Origin of the sequence: Mesomycoplasma hyopneumoniae J (assembly GCF_000008205.1) — a bacterium.
GTDB lineage: Bacteria > Bacillota_I > Bacilli_A > Mycoplasmatales > Metamycoplasmataceae > Mesomycoplasma > Mesomycoplasma hyopneumoniae.
In genome coordinates this window covers 246789-264584 of sequence record NC_007295.1, presented here as the reverse complement: position 1 = coordinate 264584, position 17796 = coordinate 246789, and the positions used below count along the sequence as shown (strand labels likewise).

The window sequence follows — 17796 nt, the reverse complement described above, 5'->3', positions numbered from 1 at the left end:
TTACCTCCCTATCATGAAATTAGTGATCTTAGATAATCCATTGCTTTTTTGGCATATTCAAGTGGATTTGCTTTTCGCGGGTCTTGTTCGGCTTCAACAATTAGCCAGCCTTGATAGTTATTTTTGGCTAAAAGCTCGAAAAATAAAGGATAATTTTTAATATCACCATCGCCTGGAACAGTGAAAATTCCTTGTTTTACTCCTTCAAGAAAACTTAAATTTTTCGTTTTTAGTTCATTAATTTTTTCTTTTCTTATATCTTTTAGATGAATATGTCTTATTCGGGAGATTAATCTTTTAAGACAAAAAACAATATCTTCGCCAGCATGAGCAAAATGACCAGTATCAAAAATCAGACTGACAAATTCAGGGTCAGTTAGTTCAAGAATTTTTTCTGTTTCTTTAAGAGACTGAATTCCTGTTCCCATATGATGGTGATAAACTAGCTCAATTCCGTGCTGTTTTGATCATTTACCAAATTTATTAAGACCCTGGGCAAGATTTTCAAATTCTTGATTTGTAAAATAAGGTTTATCTTTAAAAAGTGGTTTATTTTGACCTTGAATTGAATAAGTTTGCTCGCTAAAAACAACAACTTTCGCTCCTAAGGCCTTTAAAAATAAGCAATGTTTTTGAAAATCTTGAAAATTTTTCTCAAAATCTGATATAATATATCCACTAAATCAAGCAGAAGCGATTTCAAGATTATATTTTTTTAGTTCCCTGAGTAAAATTTTTTCATCTTTTGGGAATTTATTGCCAATTTCGGTGCCCTGATAACCGGCTTCTGCCATCTCTGAAATTGCCTGATCAAAAGAAATATCACCTCCTAATTCAGGCATATCATCATTTGTTCATAAAATTGGAGCGACACCGACTTTAACATTTTTTAGTTTTCAGATTTTATTCATTAGTTAAAATTGTTATTCTCCTTAAGGATTTTTTCATTTTCTTTGGCAAGTTCTTCAATTTCTTTATTTTTAGATACAAGTGAAAGGCCGGTTTGTCAGAAAGATTCAAAGCCAGGAGTCATTGATTTAGGATAAACTTTGATCTCAATTAACATTGGTTTTTTCGTTCTTTTTGACTGTTTTAGGGCCATAATAAATTCCTGTTCTGACCTGGCAAAAACAGATCTAAATCCATAACCTTTTGCAATTGTGGCAAATTCGGTAATCACTAGAGAACCATATTCATTTAGATTTTTCTGTGATCTTGTATAAAATTCAGTCTCAAAAGATCTAATATTTGATCCAACTTGCAAATTATTAATACATCCAAAACCGGAATTATCAAAGAGGATAATCACAACTGGAATTTGCTCCTGAATTGCCGTAAGCATTTCGCTATGAAGCATCAGAAAAGATCCATCGCCAACAAGGGCATAAGTTGGTTTAAAACCAAGGGCAATTGATGAACCAATTGCTGCTTGAATCTCGTGTCCCATGCAAGAATAGCCATATTCAACATTATAAGATCCAAATTCATCTGTCTCTCAAAGTCTTTGGAGATCCCCAGGAAGTGAACCCGCTGCAGCGGTAATTGAAGCTTTAGGATCAATATATTTCCTGATTAGATACAAAGCGCGACTTTGGCTAAAAATATGAATATCTTTTTGGTAATGCTCCTTAATTGCTAAGGCGAATTTTTCAGGTGAGTTTTGATTTTTATCAAGGACAAGCGCTTTGTTTTCAAGTGGTTTTTCAAGTTCATAGATCTTTTTAAGATAGTCTTCTCATTGGGTTTTTGCCTTTAAAAGTTCTTTATTTTCTTTGATCTTTTTAATATATCCAAATTCTTGTGTATTTCTAAGTAAGTAATTTAGACTTTCAAGGGCAACTTTAAGGTCGGCAATAATTGCTAGTCCATTCATTTTCCGGGCATCAAAAGATTTAATATTAATATTAACAAATTTGGCTTCTTTAGCAAATTGGGTTTTTGAGCCGGTAGTAAAATCAGAATATTTTGTTCCTAGACCAATGATTAAATCGGCTTTTTTAGCATATAAATTAGCAATAAGAGTTCCTGTTACACCAATTCCGCCTAAATTTTGCTTTAAAGATGAAGGAATTGAACTTTTTCCGGCCTGGGTCAAACTAAAAGGAATTTTTGTTTTTCTTAGAAATTCAAGAAGTTGACTACTTGCCTGGGAATAACGAATACCGCCACCGATGATCACCAAAGGTTGCTGGGCATTTTTGATTAGATCAACTAATTTTTCTATATCTTTGCGATCAGCTTTTATCCTTTTGATTTCATAGACTCTTTTCTCAAAAAATCATTCAGGGAAATCATAGACTTCGGCTTGAACATCTTGTGGAAGGCAAATTGTTACTGTTCCGGTATTTGCAGGATCAGTGAGAATATCAAAAGCATGAATTAGCGAATTAATAATTTGTTCAGGACGATTAATTCGATCTCAGAATTTCGAAAAAGGTTTAAAAGCATCATTTGTAGTGATATTTAAATCATGGATTTGTTCGATCTGTTGAAGCACAGGATCGGGTCTTCTTGAGGCAAAAGTATCGCCTGGAAAAAGTAATAATGGAAGATTATTAGCAGTTGCAGTTCCGGCTGCTGTTAACATATTTGCAGCGCCTGGACCAACTGAGGAGGTACAAGCAATAATTTGTCTGCGATGTTTTTGCTTTGTAAAACCAAGGGCAAGATGAGCCATTCCTTGTTCATTTTTGCCCTGAATTAATTTTAGACTATGGTCAATATTTGCAAGCGCTTCGCCTAATCCTAAAACGTTTCCATGACCGAAAATAGTAGCTATTCCATAGACAAATTTGGTTGTTTTTGCATCAATTTTTAGATAAACATTATCAATAAATTTAATAATTGCCTGTGCGGTTGTTAGTCGAATTGTCTTTGCCATTATTCCTCTAACTCACTTATTTTCACTAATCGTTTTTCTTTTAGAGATATTTTTGCAGCTTTTGCAAGTAAAACCGCTTTATAACCATCATCAATTGTTACTTTTGGCTCCTTATTAGAAGAAATTGCCTCAAAAAAGTCTTTATTTTCTTGAATGTAGGCATTCTGATATCTTTCAAGGAAAAAATAAAGCGGTTTTTCCTTAATTATTCCCTGATCTGAAGAAATTCTCAAGGTTGAATTTGTATCATTTTCAATTTTGATACTCGCTTTTGTTCCGTGGATTTCAACTCTTTGGTCATATCCATAACTTGTCTGACGACAGTTTTCGATTGTTGCCATTGAACCGTCTTTGAAATTTAGAACAACAACGGCGGTATCAATATCATCTAATTCGCTAATTTTTTTATCAATTAAAGCTGAACCTGTTGCATAGACAGATTCAACTACCTTATTATTAGTTAGAAAAAGTGCCATGTCAAAGTCATGAATCATCATATCAAGAAAAATTCCACCGGATTTTTTGATATATTCATATGGAGGAAGTCCTGGATCGCGGGAAGTAATTCTTAACTGGATAATTTCACCGATTGTATTTTTTTCAATTTGATCTTTTAGTGCTAAAAAATTATGATCAAATCTTCGATTATGTCCAACGGTGAAATATTTTTTCGTTTCTTTTACAACTTTTTTAACTTCAAGAATTTTTTCAAGATCAAAAGCCACTGGTTTTTCACAAAAAACGTGTTTATTAGCTTTGAGTGCTTGAATTGAATAAAGATAGTGCGTATCAGTTGGACTACAAATATAAATAATATCAATTTCTGGATCTAAAAGTAATTGATTATAGTCACTATAAAAACTTTTTACTCCTAATTTCCTAAATTTTTCCTGATTTTGGCTGTCTAAATAAGCATCAGCGATTGCAATTACTTTAGCCTGATCAACAAATTTATTAATTGCGTGAGTATGGACATAGCCAATTCTTCCTCCGCCGATGATTCCGACTTTAAATTTCATCTTTTTCCTTTCAATAATTTGGATTTTCTTGATTTAGTCAGAGATGTTCTTGAGCTTCGATCCGATCAGTTCAAGGATTATTTTCTAAATGGCGAATAATTCAACAATAATAAAGTGGATAACCAGGAGCGGCCGAAACTGGATGAACTAGGCCAGCTTGGATAGCGTTTACATCATCATTTTTGACAATATAGGCTTGATCACCATTAACTGAAAGGCCAAAAGCTGAATCTCTTTCAAACTGGAAAAAATACATTTCTGGCTGTGGATGATAATGTGGCAAATAAGATGACCATTTTCCTTGATAAGTAACCACCTCGCCTACTACTAAATTCGATTTTGGATTTGAATAATAGTCAAAAAAAGTTCTTACTTTTCTTCTAGCAACTTGCTCTCATTGATTAGAACCAAAAAATTCTTCCCTTGAATTTGATTCATCATAGAAATAATTTTGATCTAATTTAGAATTTTCTGTTATAATAAAAAGGAATTTACTTGGTTTTTTAGTAAAAATTTGAATTTTTTGGCCTGCTTTTAATAGTAAAAGTTTACCTCTTTGTTCAAAAATATTACTTCTTGCCATACTAATTTTTTCTGAATCTAGATAAAAATCGGCTTCTCCATTGATTAATAAAATCGCACATTCATCTTGTGGCCCAACTTGATAGTCTAATTCTTCATTTATTAATGCATTTCAAAGATCAAGGTCGATGTTCATAAAACTAGCTTTTTCTTGTTTTTTCCGATCAACTAAGCGGTGAAAACCCGGACCTAAATTTCTATTTTTTAAATGCATTTCACTCCTTTTTTTGAACCAAATCCGGATCGGATTTTAGCGCATTGTCTTTAAATTCAAGTATTTTTTGATAATCTGGGAGATCAAAGGATGAATGTGACTGCACCATAATTGAAGCTGCTGAAGTTGCAAGTGCAAGCCCATTTTCAAGATCAGATTCATTTTTTAGATAATGATCAAGGAATAAAGAAGCATAAGCATCGCCGCCGCCATAACCTTTTAACATTTTAACCGGAACGATTTTAGCAACAAGTTTTTTATCTTTTTGATAAAGTTTTGAACCTTTTTTCCCGTTTTTGATAATAATAAGATCAACAAATTTTAGTCAATATTTTGCATAGTCATCATCAATTAAATTTTCCGGATTTTCAAGGCAAAATCTTGATGTTAATTGAATTTCCTCATAAGAACCAATAATTAAATCAGAATTTTGGGCAACTATTTGATAATAAAGACTAACTTCATCTAAATTTTTTCAGGAATAAGGACGGTAGTCAATATCAAAAACCACTTTAATACCGTTGTTTTTTGCTAAAAATAGTGCTTTTAGTACTGCTTCTCGCGAAGGTGATTTTGCAAGCGAAGTCCCAGAAATTACTAAAATTTTTGTCCTTAAAATATAGTCAAGATCAATATCTGATACATCAATTTGGAGATCAGCAACATTATCCCTATACATCAAAATTGTGCTTTTTTCTTCTGAGAGCATCTCGGTAAAAGTTAGACCTAATTTATGATCTTTTGTTTTTTTAATTCGAGATATATCAATTTTTTCGTTTTCAAAAACATTAAGAACAAAATTTCCAAATTGATCATCACTAACTGATCCAAAAAAACCAACTTTATTTTTTAGACGACTAAGCCCAATTGCAATATTAGCTGCCGATCCACCGATGTATTTTTTAAATAAACTTGAATTTTCAAGATTATTATAATAGTCTGTTGGGTTAAAATCGATAGTAATTCTCCCTATTAGAATAAAGTCAAATTCTTTTTTCATTATGACATTCAATCCTGTTTGTCTTCCGGGTTTCATTTTGTAGTAACTTTAATCAAATTAGTTCAGAAATTAATACTGGATTTGCCAGTAATATCACCATAACCAAATTTTGAAGATCTTGTCCCACCAAAACTAAATGGCTCACGGGGTACTGGAACACCAATATTTACACCTAACATTCCCGGCTTAACTTTAGCAATAATTTCTTCAGCGGCTCGACCTGACTGGGTATAGACCGAAGCGGCATTTCCATAAGGTGATTTTTGTTGAATTTTAATTGCCTCAGAAAGATTTTTTGTTCTAATTATTTCTAAGATCGGACCAAAAACTTCTTGAGAACCCATTTTTTCAGGAATCTCTGATCAGTCAATAATTGTTGGGCCAAACCAGAATCCTTCTTTTTTGTTTTCAGGGATTAGAAAATCTGTTATTCCATTTACTAAAATTTTTGCTCCTTGTTCTTTTGCCCAGTTTAGATAAGTAACTAATTTATCAACAGAAGCCTTAGAAACAAGAGGGGGAAGATCAAAATCTAACTTAAATTTACGTGCTTTTTCAATTAGGGCTTGAATAAATTCTTCATTTTGACCAACTACTAAAGCAACCGATGCTGCCATACATCTTTGGCCAGCCATTCCAAGAGCAGCGGCTAAAACTTCTGAAGATGCAGTTTCAATTGGGGCATCTTTAAGTACAAAAATATGATTTTTAGCTCCTCCAAGAGCAAGTACTCTTTTGTTTAAATTAGATGCATTTTTATGAACTAATTTTGCGATCTCTGTTGATCCTACAAAAGTAATTCCATCAATTTCAGGATGATTGATCATTGCATTGGCAATTTCAGATTGGCCATTTACTAAATTAAAAATTCCACTTGGTAGGCCGGCTTGTTTTCAAAGATCAGCCATAAAACTTGCTGATAGCCCACAAAGTTCAGAGCCTTTTAAAATCACAGCATTTCCCAAAGCAATTGCATTTGGAATTGATCAATTTGGCACCATTAATGGAAAGTTAAATGGAGCAATAATTCCAAAAACTCCCACAGGACGTCTTTCTTCGCGGGCAATAATTCCCCGGCTAACCATTTGGGTTTCACCGCTGACTAATTGAGGAATTGAGCAGGCAAATTCGGTTAGTTCAACTACTTTTTCAACCTCTGCAACTGCTTCTTTTAAAGTTTTTCCATTATCAATATGAATTAAATGGGCTAATTCCTGCTTATAGCGAATTACTAATTCGCGATATTTATAAATAACTTCTGATCTTTTCTTAAAAGTTAAAGATGCCCATTTTTCTTGGGCTGTTTTTGCCTGAGCTACAATTTTGTCTAAAGTTGAAGTTGAAGTGATCTCTAATTTAGCCAGTACAGAACCATCATGTGGGGAAAATATATCCAAAGTTTTTGGATTTTCTTCTGAATGAAATTCATTGGCATAAAAAGATTGAATGTAATTTCTTTTAAAATTCATTTATCTCCTTTACAAAAATATAAATATGATATGTTTTTTTTAAGTTTTATTGTGTGGGTTATTAAAAATTATCAATTTTTAACCCTACGATTATAATTTTAACATAAAAAATAATTTTTTTTATTTTTTATTAATTTTTTTGTATTATCTAGTTTTTTTTCTTCTTTTTTTGATTTTTCTTGGTTTTCTTGTTTTTCTTGTTTTTTTCTCAAATTTGCTTTCAAAAATTTTTAAACCAAAAATTTACTAACCTGATTTTCGGCAAAATTTCAAAAATTTTGGTTTTTATTCAACAATTTTTGTTTTTTTTCTTTTTAAATCAATTTTTTAATAATTCTTAAAACTTGAACTAAAAAACCTAAAAAAGAATTTTTTCAATACACCGATACCGTTGTTAGCTTTTTTGTTTTCAAACAAAAAAGTAACGTGTTTTAAAGGCTTTTTATAAAAAAATTAAAAAAATTATTTTTTTTTGGTTTTTTAGTGTATAATGTATAAAATTCCAATGTATAAGAAAATCAAACTTAGAGACCAACAAATTTCTGAGCTGATTAATTTAGAATCTAAAAGACAGAATAGCCAAATCGAGTTAATTGCAAGTGAAAATTATGCCTCAGAAGACGTAATTTTGGCAAATGGAACAAGTCCTAGTAACAAATATGGTGAAGGTTATCCGGGGAAAAGGTATTATGGTGGCTGTACTTTTATCGATCAAATTGAAAAAATCGCAATTGAAAGAGTAAAAAAACTTTTTAAGATTGAGTATGCAAATGTTCAACCTTATTCTGGATCAAGTGCAAACGCCGCTGTTTTTGCAGCACTTTTAAAGCCCGGGGATAAAATTCTTGGACTTGACTTAAATGCTGGTGGGCATTTAAGTCATGGATATAAAATCAATTTTTCAGGAATGTTTTATTCAGGAATTAGTTATTTTTTAGATGAAAATGAACTTCTTGATTATGACGCAATCGAAAAAATAGCCTTAAAAACAAAGCCGAATTTAATTATTTGTGGTTATTCAGCATATTCAAGAAAAATTGATTTTGCTCGCTTTCGACAAATCGCTGATAAAGTAAATGCGTTTTTACTTGCTGATATTGCTCATATTGCCGGGCTTATTGCTGCAGGCCAACATCCTTCGCCGGTTGGATATGCCCATATAATAACCTCAACAACCCAGAAAACTTTGAGAGGACCAAGAGGCGGCCTGATTTTAACTAACAGTAAAGAAATTGCTGCAAAAATTGATAAAGTTGTCTTTCCGGGAATTCAAGGCGGGCCTTTTTTTCATACAATTGCGGCGAAAGCTGTTGCTTTTAAAGAAGCTTTAGAACCTTGATTTAAAGAATATTGTGCCCAAATTGTTAAAAATGCATCGCATTTTGCTAGTGAATTTATAAAAAAAGGAATAAGAATTGTATCTCAGGGTACCGAAAATCACCTTTTTACCATCGACGTTCTTAGTTCTTATAATCTAAATGGCAAACAGGCGCAAATTTTACTTGAATCTGTTAATATTATCACCAATAAAAACACAATTCCAAATGATACTTTAAGTCCATTTGTAACTTCGGGATTACGTTTGGGAACCCCGGCGATGACTTCGCGGGGCTTTAAGGAACAGGAATTTAGTCAAATGGCAGAAATAATTGATTTTGTTCTGAGAAAAAAAGAGCTAAATGCGCTTGAAATTAAAGAAATTAAGAAAAAAGTTAAAATTTTAACTAAAAATTTCCCGATTAAAAAAAGTTACTGACCTTAAACGTTAAAAAAGTCTATAAATTATGTTATTTTTTTAACTTATGGTTTATAAATATAAAATTATTTTTATTTCTTATTCTGAAAAAACAAAAAAAGGTTAATAAAATTAACCTTTATATAAAATGAATAAAATTTCTAACTTTAATGACTAAATTCAAGAATGAAAAGCTGTAAAACTTTTAAAATTAGAACTACTGACTCATCAATTTTTATAACAGAAGTTCATCATCAATTGATTATTTTTACTTTAATTCAATTTAAGATGTTCCTCGTTCTTGTTCTATGCATTTTCAAACCTCCGGCCTAATTAAATCTGATTTCATTATAACATAAAGCAATAAAATATTAATAAAATTTCCAAAAAAATAAGGAATTTTACTTATTTTTATTCATATATTTTAACTTTTTCAAAATATATGAATAAATTAAATTTTTTTTCAAAAAATCGTTTAAAATGTATAAAAAATATTATTAATTATTTTTTTAACCTTTTTATTTATCCTTTATTTTATTATTTTAAACCTAAAAAAGTCTATAAATTCATAGGATTTTTAGGTAAAAAATCAATTTTTTAATTTACCGTTTACCAAAAAATACAAAAAAATATTTTTGATTTTTTGGTAAAATTAAGGCCCAAGACACTAAAAAGAGCTAAATATGATTAATTCAAAATTAAATAGTAATAGTAATAATAATAAATTAAAAATAAAAAACGACTACTACCATCAATCAGTTTCGCCACTCGAATATGCGCTTAATAATTTTTCAGGAAAAATGCGATCAATCAACTGAAATATCATAAATGATCCAAAAGATCTTGAAGTTTGAACCCGAATAGTGCAAAATTTCTGAATTCCAGAAAAAATTCCGCTTTCAAATGATCTTGAATCCTGAAGAACTTTATCACCTACCTGAAAAAAAGTAGTTACTCGCACTTTTACCGGACTTACTTTACTTGATACAATTCAGGCAACAATCGGTGATGTAGCCCAAATTAAACACTCTTTAACTGATCATGAACAGGTAATTTATACAAATTTCGCTTTTATGGTTGGGGTTCATGCTCGTTCTTATGGTTCAATTTTTTCTACCCTTTGCTCAAGTGAAGAAATAGAAGAGGCGCATAACTGGGTAATCAATAACGAAAAATTGCAAAAAAGGGCCAGAATTCTTATACCTTTTTATGTAGGTGAAGATCCTTTAAAATCAAAAGTTGCTGCTGCTTTAATGCCTGGTTTTCTCTTATATGGTGGTTTTTATCTTCCTTTTTATCTTTCAGCGCGTTCAAAACTGCCAAATACATCCGATATTATTCGACTGATTTTACGCGATAAAGTGATTCATAATTATTATTCAGGTTATAAATTTCAAAAAAAAGTGGAAAAATTAAGCCCGGAAAAACAAGACGAAATTAAAAAATTTACCTTTGATCTATTATATAAACTAATTGAATTAGAAAAAGATTATCTCTATGATTTATATTCTGAAGTTGGACTTGCTGAATCAGCAATAAAATTTAGCATTTATAATGCCGGGAAATTCTTGCAAAATCTAGGATATGATTCACCTTTTTCAAAAGAGGAAACCGAAATTGAACCTGAAATTTTTAGTCAATTATCGGCTCGAGCTGATGAAAATCATGACTTTTTTTCAGGAAATGGCTCTTCTTATGTAATGGCGCTTGCTGAAGAAACCGAAGATGAAGATTGGGAGTTTTAAAATGACAAATGATGAAAAATATGATATAATAAACAAATCTAAATTAAGAGGAGAAATTTTTGTTGTTTATTTTTCCTCAATTTCGAATAATACCCATCGGTTTGTCGAAAAATTAAACTTTGAAAAAGCAAGAATTCCTGTTGAGATTGACCAAGAATTAGTAGTTGATAAAGATTATGTACTTTTTTGTCCAACTTATAGTGGCGGAAAAGGTCTAAGAAGTGGGGCTGTCCCAAAACAGGTAATAAAATTTTTAAACAATGAACAAAATCGTCGATTTTGTAAAGCTGTAATCGCTTCTGGAAACACTAATTTTGGCGATACTTTTGCGCTTGCAGGCACAATTATTTCCCAAAAATTAAAAGTTCCTTTTTTATATAGTTTTGAATTATTAGGAACAAATGATGATGTAAAAAAGGTTCGGCAAATTTTAGAAGATTTTTGAGGAAAATAAGCTAAAAAATAATGAATATAATAGTTAGTTCGCTAACTAAATTGGGAGAAAATAAATGAAAAAAGTGGGTTTGGATCTGAATTTTGATAAAAATCAGGAAAAAAGTTATCTTAGCTTAAATGCAAATAGCAAAATTTTTGCAAATCATCCTGATTCACATAAATTTGATTTATTAGCAGCAGAGAAATATATTAATGAAGAAATTAATCCAAAATTTAAATTTTTCAATTCTTTTAAGGAAAGAATTGAATTTTTAGTTCAAAATAATTATTATGATCCGAAAGTTTTAGGACAATATTCATTCCAAGAACTTGAGAAATTAAATACAAAAGCTTGAAGTTATAATCATTTTTTTTCTTCTTTTATGGGGGCTTTTAAATTTTATTCAACTTATGGACTAAAATCTAATGATAATTTAGTATATTTTGAACATTTTCCCGATCGAGTTTTACTAAATAGTTTATTTTTAGGAAAAGGAGATTTTCAAAAAGCTGAAAAAATTCTTGAACAAATTATGTTAGGTCGATTTCAACCGGCAACCCCGACATTTTTAAATGCCGGAAAATTAAACAGAGGTGAATTTGTCTCTTGTTATTTAATCCGAGTTGAAGATAATATGGAATCAATTTCCAGGGCAATTACTACCTCACTCCAACTTTCAAAACGTGGCGGTGGTGTTAGTGTTTTACTTTCAAATTTGCGCGAACAAGGTGCCCCGATTAAAAACATTGAAAATCAAGCAACTGGTGTAATTCCGGTAATGAAAATTCTTGAAGATTCATTTTCTTATGCAAACCAGTTAGGACAACGTCAAGGTGCTGGGGCTGTTTATTTAAATGTCCACCATCCGGATATTCTGGCTTTTTTAGATACCAAAAGGGAAAATGCTGATGAAAAAATCAGGATAAAATCGCTTTCTCTTGGGATAATAATTCCGAATATTACTTTTGAATTAGCAAAAAATAATGAAAAAATGGCGCTTTTTTCTGTCTATGATGTTGAAAAAGTATATCAAAAAGCTTTTAGTGATATTTCTATTAGTGAAAAATATTATCAAATGCTAGCAAATCCAGAAATTAAAAAAACATTTATTTCGGCAAGAAAGTTATTTAAAATTATTGCCGAGCTACATTTTGAAAGTGGTTATCCTTATATTTTATTTGAAGATATTGTCAATAAAGAAAATGCTCATCCTGATCGCGTTGTGATGTCAAATTTATGTAGCGAAATCACACAGCCTTCAACTCCAAGCACATTTTTACCCGATCTAAGTTTTAAAGAAATAGGCAAGGATATTTGTTGTAATTTAGGATCGCTAAATATTGATAAGGCGATGGAATCAGGCCCTGATTTTGAAGAAATGGTTTATTATTCAGTGTTAGCTCTTGATGTTGTCTCGCGAAATTCTGATCTCTCAGTAGCGCCTTCAATCCAAAAAGGAAATAATTTAAATCATGCAATTGGCCTTGGGGCGATGAATTTACACGGGTTTTTGGCTAAAAATGAAATTTTTTATGACTCAGAGGAAGCGCTTGATTTTACTAACATTTTTTTCTATACTTTAGCTTTTTCAGCTTTTAAAGCCTCTGAAAAACTTGCAAAAAAATATGGTCCTTTTTCTGGATTTGAAAAAACCAAATTTGCATCAGGAGAATATTTTGATAAATATACAAAAGTTTCCCCGAATACTTTTGTACCAAAAACACATAAAATTAAAGAACTTTTTGCAAAATATCAAGTTGAAATTCCGACTCAAAAAGATTGAATTCATCTTGTTGAAAAAATTAAAAAAACAGGAATTGCCAACTCACATCTAATGGCGATTGCTCCTACAGGCTCAATTTCCTATCTTAGTTCCTGCACGCCTTCGCTTCAGCCCGTTGTTGCCCCAGTTGAGATAAGAAAAGAAGGAAAATTAGGGAGAATTTATGTTCCTTCATATAAATTAAGTCCTAAAACATACAAATTTTATCAAAACGGAGCTTATGAATTAGGTCCAATTCCGATTATAAACATTGTCTCAGAAGCACAAAAACATGTTGATCAAGCAATCTCGATGACCTTATTTATGACCGACAAGGCGACTACTCGAGACTTAAATCGAGCTTATATTTATGCTTTTAAAAAAAATTGTAAGTCAATTTACTATGTAAGAATTCGTCAAGATGTCCTTGAGGATTCAGAAAATTATGAAACTTGTCAATCTTGCCAGATTTAAAACAAATTAAAAAATACTTAAATTTAAAGTATTTTTTACTAAATAAAGGTTAAAAGTACAACTAATTTATATAAAGTACTAAAGATAAATTCCTTGTTTTCATTCGAATAAATTAAAATTTCTTTATCATTTAGTTGTTGATTTATTTTATATTTTAAATCTAAAATTCTTAAAATTTTCAAAAAGGTGAAATATTTATTTATTTCAATTATTTCCAAATTTCAAGATGCTGAAATTTTTGATTTAAAAATTATATTTTTCTTATTGATGATTTAAAAATTATTAAAAAAAATTAATAAACTCAAATCTTTTGGTATTCTATTAATTAAGCCATAAAAATTTAGCGCAAAACTTCCCTGGATAACGTTTATTAAATTTTCATTATTATTTTGAATTAATTTAATATTTGGTAAACTAATTTTCATTTTTTTATTCGAAAAATACATAATTTTAAATTTTTTAAATATTCATAAATCTTTTCACTTTTCCTATTAAATAATAAAAAAATTCCAGAAATAATGTTTTTTATTTAAAACATTAGGTTTAATAGAAAAAAATTAATTGGATAAAATATTTATTATTCTGAAATTTTTATAGTAAAACATTGAATAATTTGCTAAACTATCTAAAAAAATATTTCAATTTCTTGTTATTTATGGCAAAATGTAATTATATCGTGAATTTAGGAATTATTAAAATGAAAAATTTAGAATTAAATAACCTTTTGAGCTTGGGTAATGTTGTTGTTGCTCAACCTTATGAGGAAAATCTAAAAAATAAATTAAAAAATTTATTTGCCATAATTGAAGATAATTTTTTGAGCAAAATCAAAAATAAAAAAAACAAAAATCACGTAAAAAAGAAGTTCATTTACTGAATATCAACCTCTCACTATCCAGGATTGAATAAATAGAATCCAAAGAGCAATGGATGAAGTATTAAGTTACTAATTTGTTTTATGAAATCAGTTAGTTTATTTTTTTATTGTTTATTCCTAAATACAACCTTTAAAATATTTAGCTTTATTTTTATTGTGGGATTAGGCTCATTACTCGCTCTTATTTTTATTAGTTCCAAAATTCCTATAGATAAAACTATTATATGGTTCCGACTTGTTGTATATTTTTTAATTATTTTTCCTTTATCTTATCTTTTATTTAAAGGTTGATGATTTATTAGAAAATACAAACGTGAAGCATTAATTCTATCAAATAATGAATTTGATACAAAATACTATAATTTTGTTATCAAACCTCCGTTTTCCCCTCTATTTCTTAATCGATTTAATATGATTATTCGTGAAATTGAATTAAATCCGGACGAAATTCAATTCGAAAACGACAAAAAACAATTCCTATATAAAGTTCATTTACGAATTTTTTATTCTCGAATTTGTTCTTTTTTTATCTTATTTACTTTTTTTGTCTTATTAACAATTCTTATTGAAACTATTCCGAATATAATCGAAAAAGGATGGTTTACTAGATTTGCTATGGCAACAAAATCTGATAAAAATTCCCTTAAAGGTCTTGGCTTATTTCTTCTTTTTATACCATATTTTTGTTTTACGTTAGTGGTAGTTATTTTTACAAGAAACTTTTTATACAAGATTTCTTACCAACTTATGAGAAATTCTACTAATTCGGTTTATAATTATTTTAGAAAATCTATGGCTATATTTTTTCCCAAACCTGAAATTTAAATCTTTTATATGCTAAATTTTTAACCTCAAAAATAAAAAAGTACTATAAATTTATAGTACTTTTTTAAATTCAGAGACTAAAATTAGCTTCTATTCTTTACCATCTTCAGGACTTAGATAATTAACTTTGATGTTTTCAACATCAAATGCAAATTGGAAAGAGTTACTATCGCCTGCACGAATTCGGTTAATAATTCAGTAAGTATCAACCTCCATAATTGGGATAATTGGAACAAATTCGCGGATAATTTTTTCAAAAATAACTATAAAATCAAAAACCTTATTTTGGGTCCAACCCTCTTTTTTCTCTTGTTCACTAAAAAGACCATTAAAAAAAGCATCAATCCGAGCATTATATTGATCAAGACTTTCTTCATATTCCGGTATTAAAATTGGCTTTTGATTAATATCTAGTGCTTTGTCTTTTAGTTCTTTATTTAGAAAAACCTCTTTAAAAATCGGATTTTTTTGATTATCTAGCTTAATTTTTCTTGTAATTAACTCCTCAAATTTTGCAAGATAAATAGGAGAAATTTCAAGCCTTTTTACTAAAGCATTTTTCTCCTCTTTTGTAAGTGAGTTCCACATTTTCCAATAAGTAAGTGAAGCGGCTGGATTTGACTCAAGTCCGGAAAACTTATTATCGCGGGGAGAAATCTCATCAGAATTAAAAAAAGCTTTAATATAAGAATGGGGTTGGGCACTTCCGATGTTGAAAAAGTCAAAATTTTTCATTGTAAAATCAAATTCACCTTTAGCAATCCGTTGTTGATAAATCCCATCAGGAAGTCTTACTGGTTCAATCTGGATAAAATTATTTGTATTTGGCGAAAGAATATCTTGAAGACCAGTGGCAACTTTTTCTTCATTATCATCTTTATAAATAAAATTTAGACTAACCTTAGCAACTTTTGGGTATTTTTTCCTAAACCGATCAAGGAAAAACTTTGCAACTTGAGGATTATAAATTTCATCTTTTCTTGGAACAGCCTCAAATCATACACTTTTTGCTAAATGTTTTTTATAATTCTGGGCTAAAACAGGAAATTCAAGCTCTTTACCATCTTTTCCTTTAAACTCAGATTTATATTTTCGATCTCCTAAGAAAGTCTCAAGTGGATAACCCCGAGCGGTTAGAATCCCGTCAAAATTTGACCAAGTAGTTTGGGCAAAAGAATGATCAAGGCCGTATAAATTCAAAAGATCAACCCTATTAATCCCATATAAAATTGCTCTTCTAAGATCTGGATCTTGTAATCAGGACTGTCCTTTTTTAACATTATCAAGGTTTAGTTGAATTCCAATCGTCCCATAACCGGTTAATTTTTGCATATACTGTCTTGTTTTGTTTTCAGATCAAAATTTTGATTGAAAAGTAGTTGGAATTTTTGTTTTGGCGATATACCCATCTAAAAAAAGTGAAGAAAGAAGTTCGGGCTGTTCGGCAAAAAATATTTTAATTTTACTTGGAATTGTTTTATCAGCCGAATAATAACTTTGATTTTTTTCAAGAATCATTGAACCTTGGGAACCCCAGTTGATCTCGGTGATATCAAAGGGGCCATTTGTCATAAATTTTGAAAGATCAGTTCCAAAATTATCAATTCCCCCGGCATTAATCTCAACAAATTCACGATTAATCGGTCTTAGGGATTCAGGTCTGATAATTTGCTGGAATAAATTAATAAATTTTTTGGCACCTGAGTCTTCAAATTGGATTCGAAGTCCATATTCATCACCAGGTAAAAAATCATATCTTGGGACTAAATTTGGGCCATCAAAAACTTGGCTTGGATCTAAAAATGGATTTCTTGTAAGTTTTATCGTAGTTTTTTTACCATTTTCAATTACATAAATTTCTTTGGATTTATAGTTAAAATCTGGATTTAGTGATAAGTTTGCCTGAACAAGTTCGACTACTTCTTTATTTGTCATCTGCTCAAAAATTTGACCTGTATACATTCCAAAGCCACTTGCAAGTTTCTGAAATTGATCGACAAAATCTTGATCACCTTTATTTTGTGACTGGAAAACTTTTTGGTCAAAATCAAGACTGACTTTCCCAGTTTTTGCATCTTTTTTATAACTTTTTTGACCAAAAGGATTACGATAAGGACTTCCAAATTTTGAGACATAATCTTGTTGAAGCGAGTTAATTTGTTGGGCATTTTTGATATTTAGCGATAAAGTTTTAACTAAATTTGGGGAGGCAACATTAATATTTAGCACATAAAGAATATAATCAATAAAATTTTGGGCAACCACAGGTTGTTTATTTGATCATTTTGAGGCCCCTTGATTTAAAAAAATTGTTGTTGAAACAATTGATTGACTCTCATTCTGAATTCCAATAAAGGATTTACCTCCGCCATTTGAAGGAGAAACTACCCCCGCAGTCATTCCAAAATCACTAATTTGATAAGAAGATGCAGCTGTTGAGATCAAAGCAGGATTTTCCATAATTTCATTTCCACTTGAAGAAGGAAGACTTGTTTTATATAATTCAAAAGAAATTCCGGGCAGATTTAGTTTTGCTCCATAAGATTTAGAAGCCGAAGGCCCAGGTTTTACAAATGATTCAACAAGTGAATTTAAAATATCATGAGCTGAATTATTCTTTATATAATTTAGTGTATTAACTGTCGGAGTTGCAACACCAAAGTCAAAATCTTGCCGATTTTTTTCAAGGGCGCTTTTACAAGAAACTAATGAAAGCAGCGAAATTGGAAAAAAAGTGTTTAAAATTAAAAGTTTTTTTATTTTTTTCATGATTTTCC

At 30.2% G+C, this 17796-nt stretch carries 14 protein-coding genes; 6 read left to right on the top strand and 8 right to left on the bottom strand.

Features of this window, described 5'->3' with window-relative positions; translation table 4 throughout:
- Positions 1 to 8: 8 nt before the first annotated feature.
- From iolE to MHJ_RS01195, 6 genes are read right to left on the bottom strand one after another with little or no spacing between them, the layout of a single operon-like run.
- Positions 9 to 911 carry a myo-inosose-2 dehydratase gene (iolE, locus tag MHJ_RS01220; protein WP_044284610.1) on the bottom strand — a complete coding sequence of 301 codons (903 nt, stop codon included), beginning with the start codon at positions 909 to 911 and terminating at the stop codon, positions 9 to 11.
- A complete protein-coding gene (gene iolD / locus MHJ_RS01215; protein ID WP_011284006.1) occupies positions 911 to 2881 on the bottom strand; it encodes a 3D-(3,5/4)-trihydroxycyclohexane-1,2-dione acylhydrolase (decyclizing) in 1971 nt (656 codons plus the stop codon). Before iolD ends, iolE begins: the two co-directional genes overlap by 1 nt.
- Positions 2881 to 3900 (bottom strand): inositol 2-dehydrogenase, encoded by a 1020-nt coding sequence (gene iolG, locus MHJ_RS01210; protein ID WP_044284609.1) that lies wholly within the window; start codon positions 3898 to 3900, stop codon positions 2881 to 2883. The genes iolD and iolG overlap by 1 nt, the downstream gene beginning before the upstream one ends.
- On the bottom strand, positions 3890 to 4696 hold the full coding sequence (locus MHJ_RS01205) for a 5-deoxy-glucuronate isomerase (RefSeq protein WP_014579699.1): 807 nt from the start codon (positions 4694 to 4696) through the stop codon (positions 3890 to 3892). Before MHJ_RS01205 ends, iolG begins: the two co-directional genes overlap by 11 nt.
- Positions 4680 to 5696 carry a 5-dehydro-2-deoxygluconokinase gene (gene iolC, locus MHJ_RS01200; protein WP_011284003.1) on the bottom strand — a complete coding sequence of 339 codons (1017 nt, stop codon included), beginning with the start codon at positions 5694 to 5696 and terminating at the stop codon, positions 4680 to 4682. Before iolC ends, MHJ_RS01205 begins: the two co-directional genes overlap by 17 nt.
- Positions 5696 to 7165 carry an aldehyde dehydrogenase family protein gene (locus tag MHJ_RS01195; RefSeq protein ID WP_011284002.1) on the bottom strand — a complete coding sequence of 490 codons (1470 nt, stop codon included), beginning with the start codon at positions 7163 to 7165 and terminating at the stop codon, positions 5696 to 5698. Before MHJ_RS01195 ends, iolC begins: the two co-directional genes overlap by 1 nt.
- A gap of 505 nt (positions 7166 to 7670) precedes the next feature.
- On the opposite strand from MHJ_RS01195, the gene glyA reads away from it, so the two are divergent.
- Positions 7671 to 8927: a serine hydroxymethyltransferase gene (gene glyA / locus MHJ_RS01190; RefSeq protein WP_011284001.1), complete on the top strand. Its 1257-nt coding sequence runs from the start codon at positions 7671 to 7673 to the stop codon at positions 8925 to 8927.
- Positions 8928 to 9067: 140 nt separating this feature from the next.
- Here the strand turns inward: glyA and MHJ_RS03755 are convergent, their stop codons facing one another.
- Entirely contained in the window at positions 9068 to 9214 is a 147-nt protein-coding gene (locus MHJ_RS03755) for a hypothetical protein (RefSeq protein ID WP_158209054.1), read from the bottom strand.
- Positions 9215 to 9583: 369 nt separating this feature from the next.
- Between MHJ_RS03755 and nrdF the strand changes: the two genes are divergently transcribed.
- The 5 genes from nrdF to MHJ_RS01160 all read left to right on the top strand — a co-directional run bounded on the left by nrdF (position 9584) and on the right by MHJ_RS01160 (position 15019).
- Positions 9584 to 10645, top strand: coding sequence for a class 1b ribonucleoside-diphosphate reductase subunit beta (gene nrdF / locus MHJ_RS01185; RefSeq protein WP_014579695.1), 1062 nt, complete (start codon positions 9584 to 9586; stop codon positions 10643 to 10645).
- 1 nt (position 10646) lies between these two features.
- Positions 10647 to 11099, top strand: coding sequence for a class Ib ribonucleoside-diphosphate reductase assembly flavoprotein NrdI (nrdI, locus tag MHJ_RS01180; RefSeq protein ID WP_011283999.1), 453 nt, complete (start codon positions 10647 to 10649; stop codon positions 11097 to 11099).
- Between the two features lie 55 nt (positions 11100 to 11154).
- Positions 11155 to 13317, top strand: a complete 2163-nt coding sequence (gene nrdE / locus MHJ_RS01175) for a class 1b ribonucleoside-diphosphate reductase subunit alpha (RefSeq protein WP_044284608.1) — start codon at positions 11155 to 11157, stop codon at positions 13315 to 13317.
- A gap of 697 nt (positions 13318 to 14014) precedes the next feature.
- A complete protein-coding gene (locus MHJ_RS03830; protein ID WP_237697232.1) occupies positions 14015 to 14230 on the top strand; it encodes a hypothetical protein in 216 nt (71 codons plus the stop codon).
- Positions 14231 to 14350: 120 nt separating this feature from the next.
- The gene (locus tag MHJ_RS01160; protein WP_237697231.1) at positions 14351 to 15019 is read left to right on the top strand and encodes a hypothetical protein; all 669 of its coding nucleotides are present in this window, start codon (positions 14351 to 14353) and stop codon (positions 15017 to 15019) included.
- Between the two features lie 90 nt (positions 15020 to 15109).
- Here MHJ_RS01160 and MHJ_RS01155 read toward each other — a convergent pair whose 3' ends face one another.
- Entirely contained in the window at positions 15110 to 17788 is a 2679-nt protein-coding gene (locus MHJ_RS01155; RefSeq protein ID WP_044284605.1) for an ABC transporter substrate-binding protein, read from the bottom strand.
- Positions 17789 to 17796 lie beyond the last annotated feature (8 nt).